The sequence below is a fragment of the Faecalibacterium sp. 3 genome (genome assembly GCF_048323735.1).
In the GTDB taxonomy this organism is placed as follows: domain Bacteria; phylum Bacillota; class Clostridia; order Oscillospirales; family Ruminococcaceae; genus Faecalibacterium; species Faecalibacterium wellingii.
In genome coordinates this window covers 2,086,022-2,111,541 of record NZ_JBLWFN010000001.1, presented here as the reverse complement: position 1 = coordinate 2,111,541, position 25,520 = coordinate 2,086,022, and the positions used below count along the sequence as shown (strand labels likewise).

At 54.9% G+C, this 25,520-nt stretch carries 19 protein-coding genes; 3 read left to right on the top strand and 16 right to left on the bottom strand.

Going from position 1 to position 25,520, the window contains the following annotated elements; all coding sequences use genetic code 11:
• Positions 1-2 precede the first annotated feature (2 nt).
• Together ACNSPV_RS10055 and ACNSPV_RS10050 are read left to right on the top strand one after the other, a co-directional pair.
• Positions 3-380, top strand: a complete 378-nt coding sequence (locus tag ACNSPV_RS10055; RefSeq protein WP_015538062.1) for a type II toxin-antitoxin system HicB family antitoxin — start codon at positions 3-5, stop codon at positions 378-380.
• 54 nt (positions 381-434) lie between these two features.
• Complete coding sequence (locus ACNSPV_RS10050) at positions 435-1,319, top strand: DUF6414 family protein (protein ID WP_348583527.1); 885 nt, start codon at positions 435-437, stop codon at positions 1,317-1,319.
• 433 nt (positions 1,320-1,752) lie between these two features.
• Here ACNSPV_RS10050 and groL read toward each other — a convergent pair whose 3' ends face one another.
• From groL to ACNSPV_RS10005, 9 genes are all read right to left on the bottom strand, one after another.
• The gene (gene groL / locus ACNSPV_RS10045) at positions 1,753-3,393 is read right to left on the bottom strand and encodes a chaperonin GroEL (RefSeq protein WP_249236595.1); all 1,641 of its coding nucleotides are present in this window, start codon (positions 3,391-3,393) and stop codon (positions 1,753-1,755) included.
• A 51-nt stretch (positions 3,394-3,444) separates the two neighbouring features.
• A complete protein-coding gene (locus ACNSPV_RS10040; RefSeq protein WP_249236594.1) occupies positions 3,445-3,732 on the bottom strand; it encodes a co-chaperone GroES in 288 nt (95 codons plus the stop codon).
• A 320-nt stretch (positions 3,733-4,052) separates the two neighbouring features.
• Positions 4,053-5,042 (bottom strand): diacylglycerol/lipid kinase family protein, encoded by a 990-nt coding sequence (locus ACNSPV_RS10035; protein ID WP_348583528.1) that lies wholly within the window; start codon positions 5,040-5,042, stop codon positions 4,053-4,055.
• A gap of 122 nt (positions 5,043-5,164) precedes the next feature.
• A complete protein-coding gene (locus ACNSPV_RS10030) occupies positions 5,165-7,465 on the bottom strand; it encodes an ATP-dependent Clp protease ATP-binding subunit (RefSeq protein WP_339394843.1) in 2,301 nt (766 codons plus the stop codon).
• 139 nt (positions 7,466-7,604) lie between these two features.
• Positions 7,605-7,868: a TIGR03905 family TSCPD domain-containing protein gene (locus tag ACNSPV_RS10025; RefSeq protein ID WP_249236591.1), complete on the bottom strand. Its 264-nt coding sequence runs from the start codon at positions 7,866-7,868 to the stop codon at positions 7,605-7,607.
• Positions 7,869-7,966: 98 nt separating this feature from the next.
• The gene (locus ACNSPV_RS10020; protein WP_348583529.1) at positions 7,967-8,842 is read right to left on the bottom strand and encodes a PHP domain-containing protein; all 876 of its coding nucleotides are present in this window, start codon (positions 8,840-8,842) and stop codon (positions 7,967-7,969) included.
• A 158-nt stretch (positions 8,843-9,000) separates the two neighbouring features.
• Entirely contained in the window at positions 9,001-11,268 is a 2,268-nt protein-coding gene (locus ACNSPV_RS10015; RefSeq protein ID WP_418268305.1) for a hydratase, read from the bottom strand.
• 336 nt (positions 11,269-11,604) lie between these two features.
• Entirely contained in the window at positions 11,605-13,605 is a 2,001-nt protein-coding gene (ligA, locus tag ACNSPV_RS10010; RefSeq protein ID WP_348583531.1) for an NAD-dependent DNA ligase LigA, read from the bottom strand.
• Between the two features lie 337 nt (positions 13,606-13,942).
• Positions 13,943-14,353 carry a hypothetical protein gene (locus ACNSPV_RS10005; protein ID WP_348583532.1) on the bottom strand — a complete coding sequence of 137 codons (411 nt, stop codon included), beginning with the start codon at positions 14,351-14,353 and terminating at the stop codon, positions 13,943-13,945.
• 139 nt (positions 14,354-14,492) lie between these two features.
• On the opposite strand from ACNSPV_RS10005, the gene ACNSPV_RS10000 reads away from it, so the two are divergent.
• Complete coding sequence (locus tag ACNSPV_RS10000) at positions 14,493-16,130, top strand: hypothetical protein (RefSeq protein WP_348583533.1); 1,638 nt, start codon at positions 14,493-14,495, stop codon at positions 16,128-16,130.
• Here ACNSPV_RS10000 and ACNSPV_RS09995 read toward each other — a convergent pair whose 3' ends face one another.
• The 7 genes from ACNSPV_RS09995 to hprK form a co-directional block, all read right to left on the bottom strand.
• Positions 16,131-16,664 carry a terminase TerL endonuclease subunit gene (locus tag ACNSPV_RS09995; RefSeq protein ID WP_348583534.1) on the bottom strand — a complete coding sequence of 178 codons (534 nt, stop codon included), beginning with the start codon at positions 16,662-16,664 and terminating at the stop codon, positions 16,131-16,133. It lies immediately after the preceding gene.
• Between the two features lie 303 nt (positions 16,665-16,967).
• Positions 16,968-17,942 (bottom strand): 6-phosphofructokinase, encoded by a 975-nt coding sequence (pfkA, locus tag ACNSPV_RS09990; protein WP_348583535.1) that lies wholly within the window; start codon positions 17,940-17,942, stop codon positions 16,968-16,970.
• A 158-nt stretch (positions 17,943-18,100) separates the two neighbouring features.
• Positions 18,101-21,619: a DNA polymerase III subunit alpha gene (locus ACNSPV_RS09985; RefSeq protein WP_348583536.1), complete on the bottom strand. Its 3,519-nt coding sequence runs from the start codon at positions 21,617-21,619 to the stop codon at positions 18,101-18,103.
• Entirely contained in the window at positions 21,603-22,544 is a 942-nt protein-coding gene (gene whiA, locus ACNSPV_RS09980) for a DNA-binding protein WhiA (RefSeq protein ID WP_249236583.1), read from the bottom strand. Before whiA ends, ACNSPV_RS09985 begins: the two co-directional genes overlap by 17 nt.
• Before the next feature lie 15 nt (positions 22,545-22,559).
• Positions 22,560-23,423 carry an RNase adapter RapZ gene (rapZ, locus tag ACNSPV_RS09975; protein ID WP_348583537.1) on the bottom strand — a complete coding sequence of 288 codons (864 nt, stop codon included), beginning with the start codon at positions 23,421-23,423 and terminating at the stop codon, positions 22,560-22,562.
• Positions 23,424-23,460: 37 nt separating this feature from the next.
• Positions 23,461-24,357 (bottom strand): UDP-N-acetylmuramate dehydrogenase, encoded by an 897-nt coding sequence (gene murB / locus ACNSPV_RS09970; protein WP_249236581.1) that lies wholly within the window; start codon positions 24,355-24,357, stop codon positions 23,461-23,463.
• Positions 24,358-24,374: 17 nt separating this feature from the next.
• Positions 24,375-25,310, bottom strand: coding sequence for an HPr(Ser) kinase/phosphatase (gene hprK / locus ACNSPV_RS09965; protein WP_249236580.1), 936 nt, complete (start codon positions 25,308-25,310; stop codon positions 24,375-24,377).
• Between the last annotated feature and the right edge of the window lie 210 nt (positions 25,311-25,520).

Sequence of the window (25,520 nt, the reverse complement as noted above, 5' to 3'; positions counted from 1 at the left end):
TTATGAATGCTATTTTCTATCCCGCAATTTTTCACCCGGAAGAAACCGGGTACTCTGTTGAGATTCCCGATATTGAGGGCTGCTTCACCCAAGGCGATACCATGGACGAAGCTGTCCGCATGGCACAGGATGCCATCGGCCTTATGCTGGAAGATTGCAAAGTCTGCCCGGAGCCTTCTGTCCCTTCTGCACTCCATGTTGACCCGGAAGATTTTGTGGTGATGGTGCCTTTCGATATGGAAGAGTACGAAAAGCGGTATAGACCCGTAAAGAAAACCCTTTCCATTCCCGGCTGGCTCAACGATGCCGCCGAATCGGCACACATCAACTTTTCCGGCGTCCTTCAGGATGCGCTGAAAGAGAAACTCCATCTGGCGTAATAACAATTTTAATGTTCAACGCAAATAAGTACCGTTGGAAAGGAGAAAACGAATATGGACGTAAATCAATTGATGATACCTGTATATATCAATGAAAAGATAGTTTTGGATATGCTTGCAATCATCGAAGATGGCTTTTCTACAGTAAGTCAGGTAAGCTATTCTGATCATAAAGAGAACAGTAATGCTCAAAAAATTGAAGCAGAAGTTTCTACGTCCGCTTCAATCTTAAGTAAACTGCTCAAAATCGATCTAAAAGGTGAATTGTCCCATTCTGGAAACTGTGGAGAAACTGAAAACACAACCAAAGAAAAAGTACACACGAATGTATCTTTGTTATCCAAATTCCGAGCATTCCTCACAGATGCGAATATCCTAAAATCTGGATTCGACATCTCAAATATGAAAATCGGTGATTTTATTGAGGTGGAAGGAGAACTTCAAAAAAATCCGCTGATCAATTGTATGGATATTTTTGTGGATATGCTGAGAATGGCTGATATTTTTGCAGAAAAACCTCAGTTAAACGCAAAGACGCAGGCTAAAGCACAAAAGCAGCAGCAAGATGAAACCATGAAAAAAATCAAATCCTTTGCCAGCGAACTCAAACACAGTGGAACGGTAGATTTCATCTTATCTGATTCGGCAGGGACTGTTGTTTTATCTGCTCAAGAACAGTATCTGTCAAATGATAATATTTCCGAAATTCTCGGTGGACATTTCAAGGTCCTTGGAAAAGTTATTGCAATCTGTGCCGACAAAACAGAAAGCATTGATCTTTTAAGAAAAACAACACTGTCCATTTTCCCACATGATCTTCTCGCTGATATGTTTTCATATCTTCAAAATGAAGACATGAAGCAATACAATCTCCCTGAATTAAAGACGGAAATCTCAGGGCCTGCCGTAATTGTTATCCCTGTTGCCATTTATGCATGACGGTAAATATTTTCGGCTTATATCCGTCCATTTATAGAGAACTCCCACGATTACAAGCACTTGCCCGCTTGCAAATCGTGGGAGTTCTCTTTATACCATCTTAAAATGCTTCAGCGCTTCCACAATGGCATCCTCTTTTTTCCTTCGGACACTCGGGTTGTTTGGCATTTTAGGATTTTGGCTTATTGTATCCCTACCTTTGTTCTTCGTCAACAATAAAGCCGCTGACAGTCTGTCTCTCGCAGAATCCATCAGCAGGCTCACGATTCTTCAATACTCCCAGACGCAAAAAATCGGCACCCGCTTTTCAGCGAGTGCCGATTTTGTTACCCTATAGTGCGCTTTGATTTTTGGCGTAAGTGGCGTAAGTTTGGCGTAAATCCGCTTTTGCGCGCTCCAAAAATCAAGGATTCATGCGGTTTTTAGGCAGTTATTAGTACATGCCGCCCATGCCGCCCATATCACCGGCAGGTGCTGCAGGTGCCGGAGGTTCCGGCAGATCTGCAACCAAGCTCTCGGTGGTCAGGACCATTTCTGCAACAGATGCTGCATTTTCCAGAGCAGAACGAGTGACCTTGGTGGGGTCAACGATGCCAGCAGCGATCATATCGTCCACAAAGACCTCATTCTGCGCATCGAAGCCGTAGTTGGGCTTATTGGCAGAAATGATCTTGTCGATGATGACACTGCCTTCCAGACCGGCATTCTTAGCGATCTGGCGCAGAGGAGCTTCCAGAGCCTTCAGGACGATCTTGGCACCGGTGCGCTCGTCGCCTTCCAGCGTGTCGCACAGCTCACGCACAGCGGGAATCGCATTGATGGGAGCAGTACCGCCGCCGGCAACGACGCCTTCCTGAACAGCAGCCTTGGTTGCGTTCAAAGCGTCCTCGATGCGCAGCTTCTTATCCTTCATCTCAACTTCAGTGGCAGCACCGACCTTGATGACGGCTACGCCGCCAGCCAGCTTTGCCAGACGCTCCTGCAGCTTCTCACGGTCGAAATCGCTGGTAGCGACCTCAATCTGGCTGCGGATCTGAGAAATACGGGCTGCGATCGCATCCTTGTCACCTGCACCGCCCACGATGGTGGTGTTCTCCTTGGTGACCTTGACCTGACGTGCATGGCCCAGCATCTGGACAGTAGCGTCCTTCAGCTCATAGCCCAGATCGGAGGAGACTACGGTGCCGCCGGTCAGAATGGCGATATCCTGCAGCATTTCCTTGCGGCGGTCGCCAAAGCCGGGAGCCTTGACAGCGGCCACGTTCAGGGTGCCGCGCAGGCGGTTGACGATCAGGGTGGACAAAGCCTCGCCCTCGATATCCTCAGCCACGATCAGCAGCTTCATACCATTCTGCATGACCTGCTCCAGCAGGGGAACCAGATCCTGAATCACGCTGATCTTCTTATCGGTGATCAGGATGGCGGCATTGTCCAGAACAGCCTCCATCTTATCGGTATCGGTGACCATATAAGGGGTCAGGTAACCGCGGTCAAACTGCATGCCTTCCACGATCTCGTTGTAGGTCTCAGCAGTGGTCTTGTTCTCCTCGATGGTGATGACGCCGTCAGAGGTAACTTTTTCCATTGCCTCAGCGATCAGGCGGCCGATCTCGGGATCACCGGCAGAAATGGTGCCGACGCGGGCGATATCGTTGCTGTCCTTCACCTTCTGGCTGTGTGCCTTGATGGTCTCAACAGCCTTGGCAACAGCCTTGCTCATGCCGCGGCGGATATCCATGGGGTTTGCACCGGCGGTGACATTCTTCATGCCCTCGGTGACCATAGCCTGTGCCAGAACGGTTGCAGTGGTGGTGCCGTCGCCTGCTGCATCGTTGGTCTTGGTGGCAACTTCACGCACCAGCTGTGCGCCCATGTTCTCAAACTCGTCCTTCAGCTCGATCTCCTTGGCAATGGTCACGCCATCGTTGGTGATGACCGGTGCGCCGAACTTTTTGCCCAGCACCACATTGCGGCCCTTGGGGCCCAGGGTGATCTTAACGGTATTTGCCAGGGTGTCGATACCGGCACACAGTGCCTTGCGGGCGTCCTCGCCCTGCTTGATCTGCTTAGCCATAATCAAATCGCTCCTTTAAAGCTCAATTTCTTAATACAGAGGGGGCTGTGCTCAGTCCTCAACGACTGCCAGGATATCACCCTGACGGACGATGGTGCACTCCTCACCGTCCACCTTGACCTCGGTGCCGGAATACTTGCTGGTGAGGACCTTGTCGCCGACCTTAACGGTCATCTTGACTTCCTTGCCGTCCACAATGCCGCCGGGGCCTACAGCGATGACCTCAGCCACCTGAGGCTTCTCCTTGGCACTGCCGGTCAGGATCAGGCCACCCTTGGTGGTTTCCTCGACCTCAACAGTCTTGATAACAACACGGTCTGCAAGAGGAATGATCTTCATAGTTCTTGCCCTCCTATAATAAAATATAATTTAAACTTTGCCATGAACCGGAAGCCTCGTGTGCGCCCTTCCGGTTGCTTAGCACTCCTTTTCTCTGAGTGCTAAGAACATTGTACTCATCTTGACCCGAAAAATCAAGACTTTTTTTGCAATTCTTTATTAACAATTTGTGACGACTCGTTCAATCAACGTATCATCAGCAAAACCTTCCGGATCTCCTTTCTTTCTTCTGCAAAATAAAGGGCCGGAAACCCTGTTTTAAGGCTTCCGACCCTTTGACTGCTCAGGAGATCCTGAAGGCTGAATTTTTTCGCGTCCGGTCAGGTCGCACTCTGTTCGGACCGCTGCGCTGCAAAGCGCTCAAAAGCAGGCTTTGGCAGCAGAATACGGCCAGCCAGCGGCTGTACCTGCACAGTGATCTGCTCCTTGGGCACACACTCACCGTCTGCCGTAGCAACGATAGGCCCGCGGCCATCCACGGCGCGCAGAGAGACCTGCTTTGCCCGCCGGTAGATAAAGTACGGCTCTGCCGCCCTGACCAGCTGACCATTCCGGAAGTGCCCTCCGTTTTTGTACATTCCCAGAAGTTTTGCGATGGTCAAACGGCTCACCTTGCGGATGATATACACATCCAGCCAGCCGTCGTCCGGCTTGGCTTCCGGCGCTGCACGGAAACCACCGCCATAGGTGCGGCCATTGCAGACGGCACACATAAGGCAGTCCACTGTCAGGGTCTCGCCGTCAATGGTGTACTCTACTCTTCGGCCAATATGCCCGCACAGCTGTTCTACGATGGAAAGCGCATAGGCCGCTTCGCCGCCGCACAGCGGGATGCGCCGGAACTTCGGGATGCCGTAGGCGACCTGCGCATCCAGACCGGCAGCGCAGATGGTGGCCGAAAGACCGAGACTGGTCTGCATCAGGTCAATGGCGACCGGCCCGCCTGCAAGCTGGGCGTCCAGATCCAGAAATTCCGCTTTTGTGCCAAAAGTACGCAGAAAATCATTGCCGCTGCCATAGGGCAGGCAGCCCACAGCCGCATTTTCAAACCCATAGACGCCGGTGAGGGCTTCATTGAAGGTGCCATCGCCGCCTGCTGTATAGATGCGGAGCTGCTCCCCTGCCTGCCGGGCCTGTCGGGCTGCGGCATTGGCAAGCTCCCGGGCGTGGCCTGCGTGGGCAGTGATCCGAATGGTATATTCTCCCCTGGCAAGACCGGCCCGCGCCGCAGCCGCATCGATCTGCCGCGGCAGAGCACGGGTACAGTCTGCCTTGCCGGCAGCGGGGTTCAAAAGAAATAAAGTGCGCATGAACTTCCTCCTGCAATTCTGTTTTTCAGATACACCCTGATTCTATGATAACAGAAAACCAGCAGGTTGCAAGATGCATTTTTACTTAGCAGGACGGCGGGGAAGCCACTACTGTCCAATTTTTACATGGTTACGGTTTCATCCTCCCGCAGGATGATAGAGCCATCAGCCGAGCAGTCCGCTGTCCAATGCTGGCCGGTATTGGCTGTGCCGGAGGCAATGCGGTCTGCAAGGGCTTGCTCTACTGCCCTGTCCACGGCGCGGCGCAGTTCCCGGGCACCATAGGCTGACCGTGCCTTTGCCGCCAGTGCCCTGCCCACCTGAGGCGTATGGTGCAGCTGATAGCCACTGCCTGCTGCACGCTGTTCCAGCTGGCAGAGCAGTTTTTCCGCAATGGCGCACAGGCTGTCATCTGCCAGCGGACGGAACACGATCATTTCATCCAGACGGCCTGCCAGTTCTGGCCGGAACCACTTTTTCGCTTCCTCAACGGCCTGCGCCGACTGCTTTTCAAATACGGCTTCACTGCCCGCAGCAAAGCCCAGCGGAGCGCTCTGACCCGCCAGAAAGCGCGCGCCAAGGTTGGATGTGAGCAGCACGATGGTGTTGCGGAAATCCGCTTTTCGCCCCATGGCATCGGTGAGCTGCCCATCCTCCAGGATCTGCAGCAGGATGTTCTGGATATCCGGGTGGGCCTTTTCGATCTCATCAAACAGGACCACGCTGTAGGGGCGGCGGCGCACGGCCTCGGTAAGCTGCCCGCCCTCATCATGGCCCAGATAGCCCGGCGGCGCACCCAGCAGCCGGGCAGCGGTGTGCTGCTCCTGATACTCCGACATATCAAATTTAAGCAGGGCTTTTTCGCTGCCGAACCAGCTGACCGCCAGCGCCCTGGCAAGGGCCGTTTTGCCAACGCCGGTGGGGCCAAGGAACAGCATGGCTCCTATGGGCCTTCCCGGCTCCCCAAGACCGGTACGGCTGCGGCGGATGGCCCCTGCCACGGCAGCGACTGCGCGGCTCTGCCCGACGATCTCCTCGTTCAGGCGCTGTTCCAGCTTTTCCAGCCGTTCCCGTTCCTGCTCTCCAACGCGCTCTGTGGGCACGCCGCTGGCCTGTGCCACTACATGGGCGATATCATCCGGGGTCAGCACGGGCTGGGGCTGCTTTTCCCGTTCCGCACGGATGCGTGCCGCTGCGCAGGCTTCATCCACAAGGTCGATGGCCTTATCCGGCAGAAAACGCCCCGGCAGATACCGTACCGAGAGTTCCACTGCCGCCTGCAGGGTCTCCTGCGGAAGCTTTACGTTGTGATAGCGTTCGTAGCGCGGGGCCAGACCGCTGAGGATATCGACGGCCTGTGCAGGCGTAGGCTCCTCCACCTGCACCTTGCCGAAACGGCGTTCCAATGCAGCGTCCTTCTGGATATGGGTGCGGAATTCCTCGGTGGTAGTGGCACCGATCATCTGCAATTCTCCACGTGCCAGTACCGGCTTTAAAATGCTGGCTGCATCAATGGCACCTTCCGCTGCACCGGCACCTACAATGGTATGGAATTCGTCCACGAACAGGATGGCACTGCCGTCCCGGACCAGTTCTTCCAGCAGGTTTTTGAATCGCTCTTCAAAATCGCCGCGGTATTTTGTGCCTGCCACAAGGCTGGCCATATCCAGTGCCAGAAGACGGCGCCCCTTGAGCGCGCGCGGCACGCGGTCCCCGGCAATGCGCTGGGCAAGACCCTCTGCCAACGCCGTCTTGCCAACGCCCGGCTCCCCCACCAGACAGGGGTTGTTTTTCTGACGGCGGCATAAAATCTCTACCATGCGGTCCAGCTCCGCCTCCCGGCAGAACACCGGGTCCAGCTCCCGTTCTGCGGCGCGGCGGGTCAGATCACGGCAGTATTTATCACTGGCCCGGCTGCCGCGTGGTGCACCGGCTGCCGCCCGTGTCTGGTATGGCAGGACGAACTGCCCGGACAGCTGGCGGCATTCTCTCACAGCCTCTGTGAGCTGCAGCCCCATGGACGCCAGCAGCACGCCTGCCGTGCAGCCATCATCCTCCAGCATCGCGCAGAGCAGATGCTCCGGCTCGGCACGGTTCAGGTGAGCGTTCTGCGCCCCGATGATGGCATAGTCCATGGTACGCCTGAGATCCGGTGCAAGGTCATGGCGGTCCAGATGCAGAGCCGGGGCGCGGCGGGTCTGAGCCAGTTGACGGCGCACTTCCGGCTCACAGATCTGTTTGCCTGCCAGAAACCGCGCTGCTGCGCCCTGATCCTGCTGCAGGATCGCCAGCAGCAGATGGCTGGTATCTGCCTTTTCGCAGCCCAGGTTCCCGGCAAGCTCCACTGCACTGCGCAGCAGTCTGTCCGCCTCATGCGAAAAGCCCTTGTAACCGCCAAAGCCCATTTTTTCCCAGATGCTCATTTGCCTGCTCCTTGCTGAAAAAATTCGTTTGCATAAGAAGTATAGCCCCAAAGCACCGAAAAAAATCAGTCGTTTGTGTCGGGATGGGAAAAGCAAAGAGGAGATACCGGTGTGGCATCTCCTCTTTGGCAGATCATGTTCAGTTCATTTCAGCCAGAGCCTTTTTCAGGTTCTTTGCGATCTGATCCGGGCAGCTGGTGCTGCGGAAGCCGCATTTCACATCCTCAAAGCGCTCTATGACCTGTTCGGCCTTCATGCCGCGAACGATGCTGCAGATGCCCTTCAGGTTGCCGTTGCAGCCGCCGATGACTTCCATGCTCTCAATGGTGTGGTCATCGTTCAGTACAAAGTTGGTCTGCTTGGAGCAGGTGCCGCTGTTCGGGAAGCTGAATTCCTTGCTCATAGTTCAAAAACCTCTCTTTTTGACAGACATTCCGACGGTATTCGTCTTCATTTATTATAGGCCGGTCTGTTGGAATGTCAATGTGACCTGCTGCACGGTCATACATCGATTCCACGGCGCTGGTGGGCCAGTTCCAGAATACGGGCGATCTGATCCTCCTCTGTGGTGCAGGTACCCACCGGGTGCGGCACCTTGTGGTTGGCCCCGTGGAAGTCGGTGCCGCCCGTGTGGATAAGGCCGTACTGCTCGCACAGCGCCGCACACTCAGCCTTGTCCTCCGGGCTGTTGCGGGGATGCTCCACCTCGATGCCGTCGATCATTCCCTCTTTGGCAAGCTGGCGTACCAGCGGCATGCTTTTGTAAACGGTCGGGTGTGCAAATACCACCACCGCACCGGCTGCCTTGGCTGTGGCAAGCACCTCCTGTACCGAAGGATACTTTACCTGATGCAGTACCACGCCGCGCGGCTCCCAGCCAAAAAGGTAACTGTACAGCCTGCCATATACGGCATCGCACAGGCCCAGCTGATGCAGCGCCTCCATAATGCCGCTTTTGAACAGTACACCGCTGTCTTTTGCGTATTCCAGTGCCTGTTCCGTGCGGAACTGCGGATACAGCGCTTCAATTTCCTTTGCGCTTTGCAGACCGCACTCGTTGCGGCGCTGGCGCAGGATGTCGCAATGCTCCCTCAACTCCCGGCTTTCCGGGTCCGGGTAATAGCACAGCAGGTGCACCCGGTGACGATGCTCGTGGTCGTAGCCGGTGAGCTCAGCCGCCGGGAGCAGATGCACCCCGTCCTGCACCGGGTGCTCATAGCAGTAATTTACACTGAGCAGGGTATCATGGTCGGAAATGGCCATGGTGTCCAGACCCACCCGTGCCGCCATGAGCGGCAGACGGTGGATGGGCACCGAGCCATCGGAACAGGTAGAATGATTGTGAAGATCGCCGGGCATAGAAATTGAAACCTCCATGAAAACCCCCTCAGCCGCCTGCGGCGTCAGCTCCCCCGAGGGGGCTTTTCTTTTGCCAAATGCTTTTTATCCGCAAAAGCTGCCGTGCTCCGTTCTGCTAAAAAGCTCTCCCTTTCGGGAGAGCTGGCATTGCGAAGCAATGACTGAGAGGATCTTTATTAGTTCTTATAGAAATTGATCAGGCAGCCATCTGCCAGGATCTTGCGCTCGTCGGCGGTCAGCGGGGCCATATACAGGCTGAACTCCTTGACGGAATCGCCCAGCACATAGGCCTTGATGTCCTGCAGATCGCCCTTGAGCGCTTCGCGGACGTTGGGGATGAACACATAATCGCCCAGACCGAAGGGCGTTGCGCCCACCAGCTGCAGCGGCAGCATACCCCAGTTGATGAGGTTGGAGCGGTAGCGCTTGGTGGCATACTCGGTGACGATGTTGGCCCCGGCACCCAGCACGCGCTGACAGCTGGCAGCCTGCTCACGGGCAGAACCATCGCCGGGCTTGACCGCAAAGATGGTGGATGCGATCTGCACATCATCCCATGTCAGGGCCTCGCAGCCGGGCACTTTGTGCAGCTGAGCCAGCACCTCGGCGCTGCCCTCGCCTGCACGGCGGGCCTTTTCCTCAGCCTGCACAGCCTTGGCACGGCCCACGTACTCCGGGTCCTTGCGGCTGAGGGTGAACTCTGCCAGACCCAGCGGATTGGAGCGGAAGGACGAGGTCTCGCCGGAGGGGATGAGCTCGTCCGTGGTGGTAACAGGATCGGTGATGTAGGAAGCTACCTTCAGCAACAGATTCTTGCCCAGCGGTGCGATCTCGGGCCAGTCCTTGATGTTGGGGCCCAGCTTGAGCAGTGCATCGTAATCGCCCTTGCCAAAGCCCTGATACACGCGGGTATTGTAGCTGGAAGGATCGTACTGATACTCAGGCACAGTGGGATCATAATCAATGTCGGTGGCCGGGGTCAGGATGCCGCCGTTGGCCGTGGTGGCTGCAATGCTGCGGGCATCCATCAGTGCTACGCCGGAAAGCTGGCCGTTGCCAGGCTTGGAGCCCTCACGGCTGGGGAAGTTGCGGGTGGTATGGCGGATGGACAGCGCGCCGTTTGCGGGCACATCGCCTGCGCCGAAGCAGGGGCCGCAGAAAGCCGTGCGGATGGTTGCACCGCTTGCCATCAGGTCGCTGATCACGCCGGTGCGCACCAGCTCCATCATGATCGGCTGGCTGCCGGGGTACACACTGAGTGCGTAGTCGCCGCAGCCGCCGGTATGGCCCTTGAGGATGGAGGCTGCCTCATAAATGCTGTCGTAAAGACCGCCTGCACAGCCTGCAATGACACCCTGATCCACACGCAGCTTTCCATTCTCGATCTTGCTGCACAGGTCAAGGCTGACATCCTTGCGGCCGATGAGCTTCTGCACATCCTGTTCGCAGGCGTGGAGGATATCCTCAAGGTTTGCGTTCAGTTCTTCAATGGTGAATGCATTGGAGGGGTGCATGGGCAGTGCGATCATCGGGCGGATCGCAGACAGATCCACTTCCACCACGCCGTCATAGTAGGCCAGATCCGCCGGGGCCAGCTTTTTATAGTCGGCAGCGCGGCCGTGCACAGCAAGGAAGCGATGGGTGGTCTCGTCTGTCTCCCAGATGGAGGACAGGCAGGTGGTCTCGGTGGTCATCGCATCGATGGCATTGCGGGTATCCTGACGCAGGGACGCAATGCCGGGGCCAACGAACTCCATGACCTTGTTCTTGACGTAGCCGCTCTTGAACAGCTTGCCCACCAGTGCGATCGCTACATCGTGGGGGCCGCAGCCTGCGGGCAGAGAGCCGGTGAGGTAGATGGCCACGACGCCCGGGCGGGCAACATCATAGGTGCGGCCCAGCAGCTGCTTTGCCAGCTCGCCGCCGCCCTCGCCAATGGCCATGGTGCCCAAAGCGCCATAGCGGGTGTGGGAGTCGGAGCCCAGGATCATTTTGCCGCAGCCCGCAAACTTTTCGCGCATGTACTGATGGATGACTGCAAGGTGCGGGGGCACAAAGATGCCGCCGTACTTTTTAGCAGCGGACAGTCCAAAGCGGTGGTCATCCTCGTTGATGGTGCCGCCCACAGCGCACAGGCTGTTGTGGCAGTTAGTAAGCACATACGGAATGGGGAATTTCTCCAGACCGGATGCGCGGGCCGTCTGGATAATGCCCACAAAGGTGATGTCATGGCTGGCCATGGCGTCAAACTTGATCTTCAGGTTATCGGCATCGCCGCTGGTGTTATGGGCCTGCAGAATGCTGTAAGCCATGGTACCGGTCTTTGCATTTGCAACGGCTGCTGCATCAAAGCCTTTTGCGGCCAGCGCGGCAGATGCATTGCCGTCTGCCGGCACCCACTCCCCGCGGGCATAGTATGCACCGCCGGTGCTGCACTTGATCATATCCAACATCTCGATTCGCCTCTCTTTTTGATTTTCCCGCCCTCTGTTGCGGGCACTGCCCCGGCAGAACGGTACACCGTCTGATCTGCCCTATCCTGCCGCACTGCCAAAGCAGGCGGCGACGGCCCCAAAGCCGTGTTTGAATATTATTATAGCATGAAACGCCGGAAAGAAAAAGCACTTTTTTCAAATGAACTGTGAAGGGAGGATGAAGAGACGGACTCTGCGCCGCTCTCTCCCCTCGTCCGGCACAAAAGAAACAAGCCCGAACTGCTGCAAAACAGCCCCTGCAAAAAATGAGACAGGCTTTCCCGAAAAGGATCGCCTGTCTCGTTGTCAGATATTTCCATCCCGAAGCATTGCCAGAAATTCCGCCTCGGTCAGAACGGGAATCCCGAGTGTCTGTGCCTTCGTCAGCTTGGAACCCGCCGCAGCACCAGCCACAACATAAGCCGTCTTTTTGGAGACGGAGCCGCTGGCCTTGCCGCCATTTTTCACGATCAGAGCCTCGGCTTCGTTGCGGGAAAGCGATTCCAGCGTACCCGTGACCACCAGCGTTTTGCCTGCCAGCTTATCGCCTTTCGGTTCGCCCTTCCACTGCATGTTCAAGCCGGCATCTGCCAAGCGGTGCACAAGATCGGTGGTGCCTTCTTTTGCAAAAAATTCTACTACGCTTTGTGCCATCACGCCGCCAAATCCGTCGATCTCGCTGATCTTCTCCACGGTGGCTTCCCGGAGGGCCTGCAATGTTCCAAAATGCTCCGCCAGCAGAGCTGCTGCCTTGTCACCGATGTTGCGGATGCCAAAACCGAACAAAAGCTTATCCAGATTATTCTGCTTGGAGCGTTCGATCGCGCTCAAAAGATTTTCTGCGCTTTTCTCCTTGAATTTGTCCAGCATCAAAAGCTGTTCCCGGGTCAGAGTGTAGATATCCGCAGCAGAATGCACCATATCCTTTTCCACCAGCTGAGTGGCAACAGCCGTGCCAAGGCCCTCAATATCCATAGCATCCCGGGATGCAAAGTGGATGATATTGCGCAGCGCCTGTGCCGGACATTCGGGGTTCACACAGCGCAGAGCCGCTTCATCTTCCAGATGAACGACCGGTGCGCCGCAGGAAGGACAGACAGTTGGCATTTCGTAAGGCTGCGCATCCTCTGCATGGCGGGTGACACCGATCACTTCCGGGATGATATCGCCAGCCTTGCGCACCTGAATGGTATCGCCGATGCAAAGACCAAACTGATGGATAAAATCTTCATTGTGCAGCGTTGCGCGGGCAACCGTGGTGCCTGCCAGAAATACGGGGTCAAAGCAGGCAGTCGGCGTCAGCACACCGGTGCGGCCCACTGCGACCTCAATGCTGCGCAGCGTAGTTTCTTTGACCTCCGGCGGATACTTGAAAGCGATCGCCCAGCGCGGAAATTTGTTGGTGGAGCCCATCAAATCACGCTGTGCAAAGCTGTTTACTTTTATAACAGCACCATCCATATCAAAGTCCAGCTTTGCACGGTTCTGCCCGATCTGCTCGATCTCTGCAATGGCCTGCTCAATATCATGCACCACATGATAACGCGGCGACACCGGCAACCCCAGACTCTTGAGATAGTCCAGACTTTCCGAATGCTTTGTGAGGGTTTTACCGCGGATCTGCTGCACATTAAAAATAAAAATAGAAAGCCCCCGGCTGCCGGTTATTTTGGCGTCCTTCTGACGCAGGGAACCGGCAGCAGCATTGCGCGGATTTTTGAAAGGCGCAGCGCCCTGCAGCTCCTGCTCTGCGCAGAGCTTCTGGAACGCTCCGTGCGGCATATACACTTCACCGCGCACTTCCAGAAACTCTGGTGCATTCTTCAATTTTTTGGGAATGCTGCGAATGGCACGGACATTGGCTGTAACGTCTTCGCCTACTACGCCATCGCCGCGGGTGGAGGCACGAACCAGCTCACCATCCTCATATTCCAAGCTGCAGGAAAGACCATCGATCTTGATCTCGACCACATACTCCGGTTCTGCGCCCGCTTCGCGCACACGGCGGTCAAAGTCGCGCAGTTCATCATACGAAAAAGCATCCAGAAGGCTCTCCATTTTGACCGTGTGGGTCACCTTGGGCAATTTGCTGCTGGCGGTACCGCCCACCTTCTGCGTAGGAGACGACGCCGTTACCAGCTGTGGAAACTGTGCTTCCAGCGCTTTCAGCTCCCGGGTCAGGGCATCATACTCAAAATCTTCCAGTTCCGGTGCATCCTGATCATAATAAAGACGATTGTTTTTTTCAATGATCGTTCGCAGTTCTTCCACGCGCTGCTTTGCCTGTTCCAACTCCAAAAAATCCACTCTCCCGCTCTCCGACTTTTCCTGCGCTGCATTCCAGACTTGTTGGCTGGACGATGCTGCAGCACAGGCTTCATTTTTGTTAGTATACCACATTTTTCCGCCCTCTGCAAAGGAATACGGTTTGTATAGATCATTTATCCATCACAGTTGAAATCGGTTTCATTTTACTTTTTTGGTTGATTTATAATCAATCAGGTGGAGATACTCTTTGTTGAATAGCGTAAATTTAATACGCATTATCGCATTATTTTTGCTGAATCTTTCATTGGATTTCCAGCAATTGCAAGAGACTTTCTCGGTCAAATCTGCAATGGAGGATGTGAGCACACTCCTCCGTTCACGCCATAAAAAAGAGCTGCCCTCCCGATCCCTCGAGAGAACAGCTCCATGGTATTGACTTTATGCACCTTTCTTTGCATTCCGCTTGATAATCCGTATGACGCTTTTTACCAGCACTGTTTTTGTATGTAACACTTGCGGCGCTTCCAGTGCTAATGATTGTGTCAGGTCTCCACCGGTTTTCACGGTGCGATTTTCTCGCCTTGTCCAGCAGGCTCTCTTTCTCATTTGTTGCAGCACCAGCATGGCTGCTCTTGCTCCTCCGGTACGAAGCATACTCTTCTGCCGAGTAAAAGTAGTGGTAAACGTTCTTTCCGCCCCTGTTGCCCACCAGCTCGCGGGCATAGTACCGGTGGTCGTCCCGCTCGGCACCTTTCTGGCCGTGCGCAAGGTATTCCCAGTAATCCATTTTGAAAAAACTCCTCCTTTTCTTTTTCTGTGTTTTTCCGGCCATCAACAACTTTCTTTTACAGCCGGTTGCTTTTATCCACGGTTCCGTGCTATACTGGCTTTAACAGCTTTTGTTTGTAAGGAAAGGAATGAAAAACATGGCAACGATCACCTGTCCTGAATGCGGTAAAAAGCTCCATATCACAGATTCCAGACGTGATTTTGCGTTCTGCGAGTATTGCGGTACCAAAATCGAAATTGCGCCTTTTGTCCGCAATGCGGCAGAACATTCCGAGCCTGCGGAACCAGCGGAAAAAAGAGATTGCGGACATACTGCCGCAGATGTCGCATATCGCCTCGTCGATGCTTTCGCTTCTCCATTTGAAGAGCGGCGTACCAAAAAGCGTGCCGAGGAAGAACGCAAACGGCGTGAGGCAGAAGCAGCCGAGCGCAAAAAACAGGAGCAGCAGGCACGCGAAGAAGCCGACGCCCGTGCCTATGCAGAATACCGTTCTGCTCAGAACGAAAAATACGCCCGTCAGGTTGGCAAGTCTGTCGCCAAAGCCATCAACTATTACAGAGCTAATACCCAAAAATGCCTCATTGCCGGCGGTCTTGTTCTGGTTCTTCTAATTTCGGCGGGTGTCTCTTCGTCAAACAGCAAACAGCATGCACAGGAACAGGCAGCTCATAGTGCCGAGCTTGCCAGACTGGAAGAGGAGCGTGTTGCCAATTCCCACCTTGCAATGGGTGAAGTTATGATGCCTGTCATCTCGGATTACAGTGATTACCGCAATGTTGTCAAGCAGCTGAAAGATGCCGGCTTTATCAATGTTACAGCCGAAGGCAAAGGCGACATGATCCTCGGGATTTTTGAAACCGAGAACGACGTTATTGAAATCACGGTCGATGGCGCCCCGGACTTCAAAGAAGAGACATGGTATCCCATGGACATTCCCATCGTCATTTTGTACCACAGCTTCTATTCTTCCAGTAGCTCATCTGATTCTTCTCAGGAAACCGCAGTTGCAGAAACCACTGAAGAAGAACTCTGCTACGGAGCCGAAAGTTCCGAGTACAGCGAGTGCTATTGGGTCATGCCTTCTTCTGGTATCGTCCGCTATTTCCTCAAAGCGCCGGACTCCTACGCTGCAGGCATCACTGGTCGCATCACGTCGGGCAATGCAAAAAGCGGCTATAAAGTCCACTTCAACTACCTCAACGGCTGGGATGAAACAATTACTGTAACGGACGATGGCCTCCAGGTTACCCGTTCTGATGGCACTGATGGCTCTTATACCATTCCACGCACTTCAGATTTCATTCAATCCTCCTACGACGGCCCCGTTTCCGATATCCCCGAGGGCGTCGACATGAACCAATATGTTGAGGAACAGATGGCTGCATATGGGATCGAAGCATCTTCGGATACAACCGAACAGAGTTCCTCAACTGCTTCTAAATCCACTTCCGGTGAAGAAGATACAGCTCTCGGCTATGTCATGAACACGGGAAGTTATCGTGTTTATTACTACATTGACTTTGCGAACCATGAGGTTTACTATTTTGCCCACGGAAACGGCGACGAAACAGCCATGAGAGCTAAAATTGTTTCTGGCAGTTTCAAAGACGGCATTACTATTCATTTTAGTTATGACCGTGGTTGGGACGAGCAAATCAGTTTTTCTAAATATGACATGAGTTTAACTGACGGAAATGGCTATACTTATTCGTTCAGCAAAGCTCCAGCAGGAGCTGTCAAGCAAATTCTCAGCACCAAAACTGTAATCAAGTAATCACTCAAACGCATCCCGGTTCACCTTGTAACTTACATACGCATCCATCATAGCGGCAACCGCATCGATCTTCTGGTCATACCTCTGTTTCAGAAGCTTGCGGTTGCCGTTTGTGTCTTCCAGCGTAATGCAGTTGCCCATGGCAAATTGCATTAGCGCTTCGTCAAACAACAGCTTCCTCTGTTCGCTCAGCTTCTTCAGCTCACCCAGCGGCACGCTCTCGGTCTTTGCGCCCTGTATCACCTTTTCAATGCCGTACTCGCCGTTCTCTCTGGCCCACCGCTCCACAAAGTCCTTTGCATTATTGTAGGGATCGTAGCCAAAGCACCGCACATCGTACCGGCTTTGCTCAATAAAGGCGTCAAGGTCGTCGTAAACTTCCATCATGTCCAGCACGGTGCCTTCCATCACGGCCAGCGTCCCCTCCCGCATGAACTCGTCATATTTCTGGCGCATGGACTGCGGCAGCTTCGAGAGGGTGCAGCCAAGAAAGCGGAGATGGACGAATATGCTCTCAAGCGAATCGTTGGTCATAAAATCGATGACCTTACTGAGCGTGTTTACACTAGGCGTACCGTCGAATGGCTCATCAGCGAGCTTGATAAGATTCCCTGATGTTCTAGCACCAATCCAGCACCGGGTCGAAATATTACAATTCGAGCCACGGTTTCTTCCATATATTTCTATTTATGGTTATGCACTTTTCATTCACAATTTTTCTTTTTTAAAATGCAGAAAACTCCAGTCAGTTCATGTATTTTTTGCGTCAAAACGTAAAAAAGAGCTACCCTCTCGATCCCTCGAGAGAACAGCTCCATGGTATTGACTTTATAAATATCAGATAGAAATGGTGTTGCACACGTCCATCAGCACCGGGTCAAGCGTCTTGGTCATTTCAAGAGCTTCATCCACCGGATAGTCCACCAGCTTTTCGCCTTTCATACCAACGATACGGTTATACTTGCCCTGCTCCAGCAGACAGACAGCGTGATAGCCCATTGCAGACGCATTCACGCGGTCACGCAGGGTGGGAGAACCACCACGCTGGACATGACCCAGAATCGTTGCACGGGAATCAATGCCGGTACGGGCCTGGATCTCGTTTGCGATCTCCTGCGCATGGCCGACGCCCTCGGCCACGATGATGATGAAATGACGCTTGCCGGTCTTCTGGGTCTCTGCGATCTTATCCAGAATATCGCGCTGCATGTCGAACTCTTTCTCCGGCAGCAGAACAGCCATAGCACCGGAAGCGATGGCCACGTTCAGTGCAATGTAACCGGCATTGCGGCCCATGACCTCGACCACACTGCAGCGGTCATGGCTCTGGGTGGTGTCGCGCAGCTTATCGATCATTTCCAGCGCGGTATTCATCGCAGTATCGTAGCCGATGGTATAATCCGTGCAGGAAATATCGTTATCGATGGTGCCGGGCAGGCCGATCATCGGGATGCCGCGGTGGGCCAGCTCACGAGCGCCGCGGTAAGAACCATCACCGCCAATGACCACCAGTGCATCGATCCCCAGCTCGCGGCATTTCTCAGCACCCTTGTCCTGACCTTCCTTGGTCTTGAACTCCAGGCAGCGGGCAGTGTAAAGGATCGTACCGCCTGCAGAAATGATGTTCGAGACACTGCGCAGGTTCATTTCAAAGCATTCGCCGTTCAGCAGGCCGTTATAGCCGCGCTGAATGCCGATCATACGGTAACCCTTATGCAGGCCGGTACGGACTACGGCGCGCACAGCAGCGTTCATGCCGGGAGCATCACCGCCGCTTGTCAACACACCAATCGTTTTGATCTGCTTTTCCATACGAGAGATTCCCTCCAATTTTGTCTTCATTTACCCAGTAATATCACAGCGCTCTCCATTTCAACGCTGCTCAGAGCACTTCACTTGCCTTGAATCATTATAACACAAACGCTCCGTTTTGAAAACATTCTGCCTGTTAAGATTCGTGCACAGAAATGTCATTTTGTTGCAATATTGTCTGTGCCGACCAGTCTTTCCAGTTCTTCAAACAGCAGCGGATGGCCGGAAGTGTAAAGATGACGCGGCACCTGCAGATACTGCTTGGTGTCCATCAGGTACAGAAGCACCGGCATATCTCCATCGAAAATATGCAGAAGATTTACCACCTTTGCATATTCCCTGCTGCTGCGGGACGGCACACGGATATAGAGTTTTTTTGCAGCCTTCCGCATCGGGTCCGGGCGGCCCTTGTCCGGCCGGGAGGGATCATAGCTTTCAATGGGGACAACACTCTCTGCCAGCAGCTTGGAGGCTTCGTCCTCTCGCACAGAAAGTTTGCCATCGATCACGACGACCGCGTTTTCGTGCAGTGAATCGCGGAAGGTGTCCAGCACTCTGGGGAACACGATCACCTCCATCGTACCGGTCAGGTCTTCCACACTGGTAAAGGCCATCATGCTGTTGGACTTGGTGGTCATCATGCGGCTTTTTACCACTGCACACACGATGCGCACCCTTTCGCCGTCCTTCACATGGGCATCCTCGCCGGTCAGATCCTTGATGGAGTGGGACGCGATCCGCGCCGACTGCTCACGGTAGGCGTCCAGCGGATGGCCGGACAGGTACAGGCCGCTGACATCCTTTTCCTGCTGCAGCAGCTCCTTGTGGCTGTATTCCGACAGCTGTTTGATCTCATAGCTGTCCGCAGATGCTTCGTCCCGCGCTTCCCCGCTCATGACCGAGAACAGATCCAGCTGGCCGTCCAGATTGCGCCGGGAGTCTGTTTCGATGCTTTTCAGAATGCCTTCCACCGCCTCCACCTGACTGTGGCGGTTGCTGCCCATATGGTCAAAGGCACCGGCCTTGATCAGGCTTTCGACCGCCCGGCGGTTCAATTCTGTACCATGCATCCGCTTGCAGAAATCGTACAAGCTGGTGTAGGGCTTATTCTGCCGCTCTCTGACCACATTCTCAATAAGGTTGCGGCCCACGTTCTTGACCGCGTTCAGTCCAAAACGGATCTGACCGTTGTCATCTGCCGTAAATCCGCCGTTTGAAACATTCACGTCCGGCGGCAGCACCTTAATTCCAAGCCGTGCACACTCACCGGAGTACTCGATGACTTTATCGGTGTTGTCCAGCACGCTGGTCAGCAATGCAGCCATGAATTCGCTGGGGTAATGGCACTTGAGATAGGCTGTCTGAAATGCCACATAGGCATAGCAGGCAGCGTGGCTTTTGTTGAATGCATAGGAGGCAAAGCTGGACATTTCGTCGTAGATCTCGTTTGCCACTTTTTCCGAAATGCCGTTTGCCACACAGCCCGGGCATTCGTTGCCGGGGTCGGTGCAGCCGTGCACAAAGTGCTCACGCTCTGCCTCCATGACAGCATGTTTCTTTTTGCTCATGGCACGGCGGACATTGTCTGCCTGCCCGAACGAGAAGCCTGCCAGCTCACGGAAGATCTGCATCACCTGTTCCTGATACACGATGCATCCGTTGGTCACGTCCAGAATGTGCGCCAGCTGCGGGGTCTTGTAGCTGATCTTATCCGGCTCGTGGCGGTTGCGCAGATAGGTTGGGATGGAGTCCATGGGGCCGGGACGGTACAGGCTGATGAGAGCGATGACATCTTCAAGGTTCTGCGGCTGCAGGCCCACCAGGACCTGCTTCATGCCGGAGGATTCCAGCTGGAACACGCCTTCGGTATCGCCCTGCCCCAGCATCCTGTAGGTGTCCGGGTCGTCATAGTCCAGCTTCTGGACGGAAAATTCCGGGTCATGCTTCTGCACGGCAATTTCCGCATCGCGGATGACCGTCAGGGTGCGCAGACCAAGGAAGTCCATCTTCAGAAGTCCAAGCTCCTCGATCTCGGTCATGTTGAACTGGGTCACGGGCAGGCCATCATTGGTGGCCAGCGGCAGATAGTAGTCCGTAGGCTCCGGGGTAATGACGACGCCCGCCGCATGCGTGGATGCATGGCGGGGCATTCCCTCCACCTTCAGGGCCGTGTCGATCAGCTCCGTGACCTGCGGATCGGTGTCGTACATCCGCTTCAGCTCTGTCGAGACCTCCAGCGCACGCTTCAGGGTCATTTTCAGTTCCATGGGGACCTGTTTTGCCACCGCATCCACCTGCTGATACGGGATCCCCATTACACGGCCGACATCGCGGATGGCGTTGCGGGCGGCCATAGTGCCGAAGGTGACGATCTGTGCCACATGGTCAGCACCGTATTTGCGGTTGACGTAATCAATGACTTCCTGTCGGCGTTCGTAGCAGAAATCCACATCGAAGTCCGGCATGCTGACACGCTCCGGGTTCAAAAAGCGTTCAAAGATCAGATTATAGCGGATGGGGTCGATATCCGTGATGCCCACACTGTAAGCCGCAATGCTGCCTGCGCCGGAGCCGCGGCCCGGGCCCACCGGGATGCCCTGACTCTTGGCGTAGTTGACGTAGTCCCACACGATGAGGTAGTAGTTTGTGTAGCCCATCTTTTTGACCACGCCGATCTCGTAGCTCAGACGGTCTTTGTTGGCCTGCGGTACATCAGGGCCGTAGCGGCGCTCCAGACCTTCCCAGCAGAGCTTTTCAAAAAACGCCTGATTATCCATACCGTTCGGCGCTTTGTAATATGGAATTTTAGTGTGTCCAAAATCAAAATCAAAGTTACACTGTTCGGCAATTTTGGCGGTATTCTCGCAGGCTTCCGGCACCATGGAGAACAGATCATACATTTCGTCTGTCGTTTTGACATAGAACTCGTCGGTCTGGAACTCCATCTTATCCGCATCCTGAATGGTCTTACCGGTCTGGATGCACAGCAGAATGCCCTGCATCTTGGCATCCTCCCTGCGCAGATAGTGGGAGTCGTTGGTGGCTGCCATGGGGATGCCTGTTTCCCGCGCAAGCTTGATGAGCTGCGGCAGAACGATGTTGTCCTCTTTCAGTCCGTGATCCTGCAGCTCAATGTAATAGTTACCCTCGCCGAACAGGTCGCGGTACCACAAGGCGCTGGTTTTGGCGCGCTCATAGTCGCCTGCCAGAATGGCCTGCGGGATCTCACCGGCCAGACAGGCAGACAGGCAGATCAGTCCCTCGTGATACTGCTCCAGCAGCTGCTTATCGATGCGGGGCTTGGAGTAAAAGCCCTCCACAAAAGAGGCCGATACCATTTTGATAAGGTTTTTGTAGCCGGTCTCATTTTTGCACAGCAGGATCAGATGGTTATTGCCATCGATCTTGTTCACCTTATCAAAGCGGGTGCGGGTGGCAACATAGACTTCGCAGCCGATAATAGGCTTGATGCCCGCCTTTTTAGCCGCCTTGTAAAACTGCACGCAGCCGTACATAACGCCATGGTCTGTGCAGGCAATGGCGGTCTGCCCGCACTCTTTTACGCGCTCCATCAGCTGGTCGATGCGGCAGGCACCGTCCAGAAGGCTGTATTCCGTATGGATGTGCAGATGAACGAAGTCCCTTCCAAGACGGTTGTTCTCACTGATCTCGCTCACGCTGTGCCTCCTGTTCCAGATTCTTCCGCAGATTTTCGGCCAACGCCTCCAGTTTCTTCATCCGGTGTGACAGGCCGGATTTGCTCACCGCAGGCTCAAAGCAGCCGCACAGTGCCGTGAGCGAAAGGTCCGGGTACTGCATCCGTTTGGCGGCAGCTTGCTGCAGCACCTCCGGCAAGGTGGAAAGGGCATCCTGCTCTTCCAGAAATCGGATTGCCTTCAGCGTCTGCGCATTGGCGCGGGCCGTTTTGCCGAGGTTTGCGGTGTCGCAGTTGGTCTGACGATTCGTCTGGTTGCGCACCTGCTTGAACGCCTTCTGTGCGTGCATCTCCTCAGCGGCATTCACTGCCCCCATAAAGCTGAGCAGCCGTTCTACATTGGCTCCCGTTTTGACGTAGATCAGGTTCACACCGTTGCGCCGGGTGCGGTGCGGTGCAAACTCATGCTCTGCCAGCAATGCTTCAAAGTCCCGTGCAAGGTTGGTGCGGGAGGTAAGGAACTCCAGATTATATTCCTTCTGCGGATCAATGACCGTTCCACTGCACAAAAAAGCTGCGCCAATGTACGCACTGACGCAGGTCTGGCAGCGGATAAGGCGGGGGTCGATCTGCAGGCTGGTCTCACTGCCGGTGGTGCCGAACAGCTCATGCATCCGGGCCACCTGCTCCGGCGCACGGATGTTGAACTCGTACAAAACGCCGCTGGGCCGCTGCTTTTGCAAAATTTCGCCCTGCACGCCGCAGCGGGCAAACAGCTGCTGTGCCGCCTGCACCGTCTCCTGCTGTTCGGTCTGCACCACAAGGCCCCTGGCATCAAAATATTTGGCAAAGCACGCAATGCCATAGGCCGCCGCACGCACACAGCAATCCTTCTGGATGCTGCGTGCAGCGATCTCCTCCCGCGCACGGGACGCAAAACTACTCATATTTCCTCAATTCTGTCAACGCATGGCATCACGATGCTGCACGCCCGGCTCGTAGCCGAGTGCCGCGCAATACTCCGCGATCTTACGCGCAAATGTAATGGAGCGGTGCTTGCCGCCGGTACATCCCACCGCAATGGTCAGCTGGCTTTTGCCCTCCTTGACGTAAAGCGGCAGTGCATACTGCAAAAAGCTTTCGTAGCGCTTGAGCAGCTCCTGCGCTTCCGGGTGCGACATGACAAAGTCCACCACTTCCTGATCCAGTCCCGTCTTGTGCTTGAGCTCCGGGACATAGAAAGGATTGGGCAGGCAGCGCACGTCCAGCACAAGGTCTGCTTCCGGCGGAATGCCAAACTTGAAACCAAAGGACATCACGGTCAGGCGCATTGCACTTTTTGCTCCGCCATTTTTCACGAACAGGTCGCAGATGCGCTCCTTGTTCTGCGCAGTGGAGAGCAGTGCCGTATTGATGGTATAGTCCGCACGCTCCTGCAGCGGCTTCAAAATCTTGCGTTCCTTTGCAAAGGCCTCCCGCGTGGAAATGCCCTCCGAAATGCTGATGGGATGACGGCGGCGGGTCTCGCTGTAGCGGCGCATGAGCACATCATCCGGGGCATCCAGAAACAGGACCTTATACAGGATCCCCTGCTCGTCCAGTTTATGAAGCGCCTGCTCGATCTCCTCGCTGGTGCGGCAGCCGCGCACATCCATAGAAAGTGCCACCCGCTCCAGCTGGCTGTCGCCTGCTTCCGAGAACGCAGTGATGCTGGGCAGCAGTCCGGCCGGAACATTATCGATGCAGAAAAAGCCGATATCCTCCAGTGCATTCATGGCGACCGATTTGCCTGCACCGGAAAGTCCGCTGACGATCAACAGCTCCATAATTGATATCCCGCTCCTTTTATCTTGGCCAATGTTTTTATTTCACAACACGGATCTCTTTTTCCAGTTCATAGCCGGTCTTTTCCTTCACGATGGCACGAACCTCATCGCAGAGAGCCAGCACATCGGCACAGGTGGCACCGCCGAGGTTGACCACAAAGCCGCAGTGCTTGTCGCTGACGGCGGCACCGCCGTGACGGAAACCGCGCAGGCCGCACTGGTCGATGAGTGCAGCTGCAAAAGCACCTGCCGGGCGCTTGAAGGTGCTGCCGGCGCTGGGCTTATCCAGCGGCTGCTTGTCCACACGCTTTGCCATCAGTTCATCCATTTTTGCACGGATGTCCGCTGCGTTCCCGGGCTGCAGCGCAAACTGCGCCGAAAGGATGCAGCCGCCATTTTCTTCAAAAATGCTGTGGCGGTAGCTCAGATCCAGCTCTGCTGCCGATGCCTGTACGACCTCTCCTTCTGCGGTCAGATACCGCACCACGGTGAGGACATCCTTCATTTCGCCGCCATAGGCACCCGCATTCATATACACTGCACCGCCCACCGTGCCGGGGATGCCGTAGGCAAATTCCAGACCGGACAGGCCGTGTTCCAGCGCAGCCCTGCACAGGGCTGCAAGCCGGACGCCCGCACCGGCTGTCAGCATATTACCTTCAACGGCAATATCGCTGCCCAGTGCAGAAATGTCGATCACCACACCGGCAAAACCCTCGTCCGCAAACAGGATATTGCTGCCGTTGCCCAGCAGATAATAACGGACAGCCTGCTCTTTGCACAGCGCTACCGCACTGCAAAGCTGCTGTTCCGTCTGCGGCTGCACGAACAGCTGTGCAGGGCCGCCGATCTTAAAGGTACAGTGTGCCGCAAGCGGCTCGTTCTCCCGGAACGGGATGCCTGCCTGCAGCAGCTTCTGTTTGAATCGTTCCATAGTGGATAACTCCTAAATCAGTCCATTTTGTCATCCAGACCCAGACGGATCAGCAGCTCACGCGCTGCATTGTAGCCCATCTTTTTCTGGCGGTTGTTGATGGCGGCAGTTTCCAGCACGACAGCCAGATTGCGGCCCGGCGAGACCGGAATGCTGGTGCTGGGGATGCTGACGCCCAGAATATCGTAGTACTCGTTTTCCAGACCGGTGCGCTGGTAGTTTTTGGTGGGGTCCCATGTCTCCAGCTGAACAACAAGGTCCAGACTTTCGCTCAGTTTGACCGCACCAACACCGTACACACGGGCCACATTGACGATGCCAATGCCTCGCAGCTCAATAAAGTGGCGGATATTTTCCGGTGCGGTGCCCATGATCTGGCGGTTGGACACCTTGCGCAGCTCCACAGCATCGTCTGCTACCAGACGGTGGCCGCGCTTGACCAGCTCGATGGCAAGCTCACTTTTGCCGATGCCGCTGTCGCCCAAAATCAGGATGCCCTCGCCATACACCTCCACCAGCACGCCGTGCCGGGTGATGCGGGGAGCCAGTTCCAGATTGAGTACACTGATCAGGCTGCCCATCAGCGTACAGGTCGTCTCGTTGGAGCGCAGCAGTGCTACGCCATGCTTCTGGGCCAGTTCCTGCATTTCCGGGAAGGGAGTCAGTTCCTCGCTGCGGCAGACGATAACAGCCGGCGGCTGCTGACGAAACAGCTGATCCAGTGCTTCGTAGCGTTTTTCGGCCGAAAGGCCGGACAGAAAATTCATCTCTGCCAGACCCATGATCTGCAGGCGCAGCTTATCAAAATAATCGTAATAACCCGCCAGAAACAGACCGGGACGGTTGACCTCGGCGATCTCCACACAGATCTGATCCAGTTCCTTTGGCGTATAGACAACTTCCATACTGACACGGTCGGTCAGCGTTTTGAGCGAGACATTGAATGTGCCCATTCTTGTTTCCTCCTGTGCTCCCTTTTGCCGTGCAGCACCGCCATTCCGCCGGGCGGGCACAGCATTCTTTCCTTTTATTATAATAGAATGATTCCTAAAAAACAATACAGCCGCTCTTTCTTTTTCCTTTGCCAGAAAGAAACCTGCACAGCAGCGTGTCCATACACTTTATTTTTACATTTTTCTTACTTTTACACGGATTTTACATTC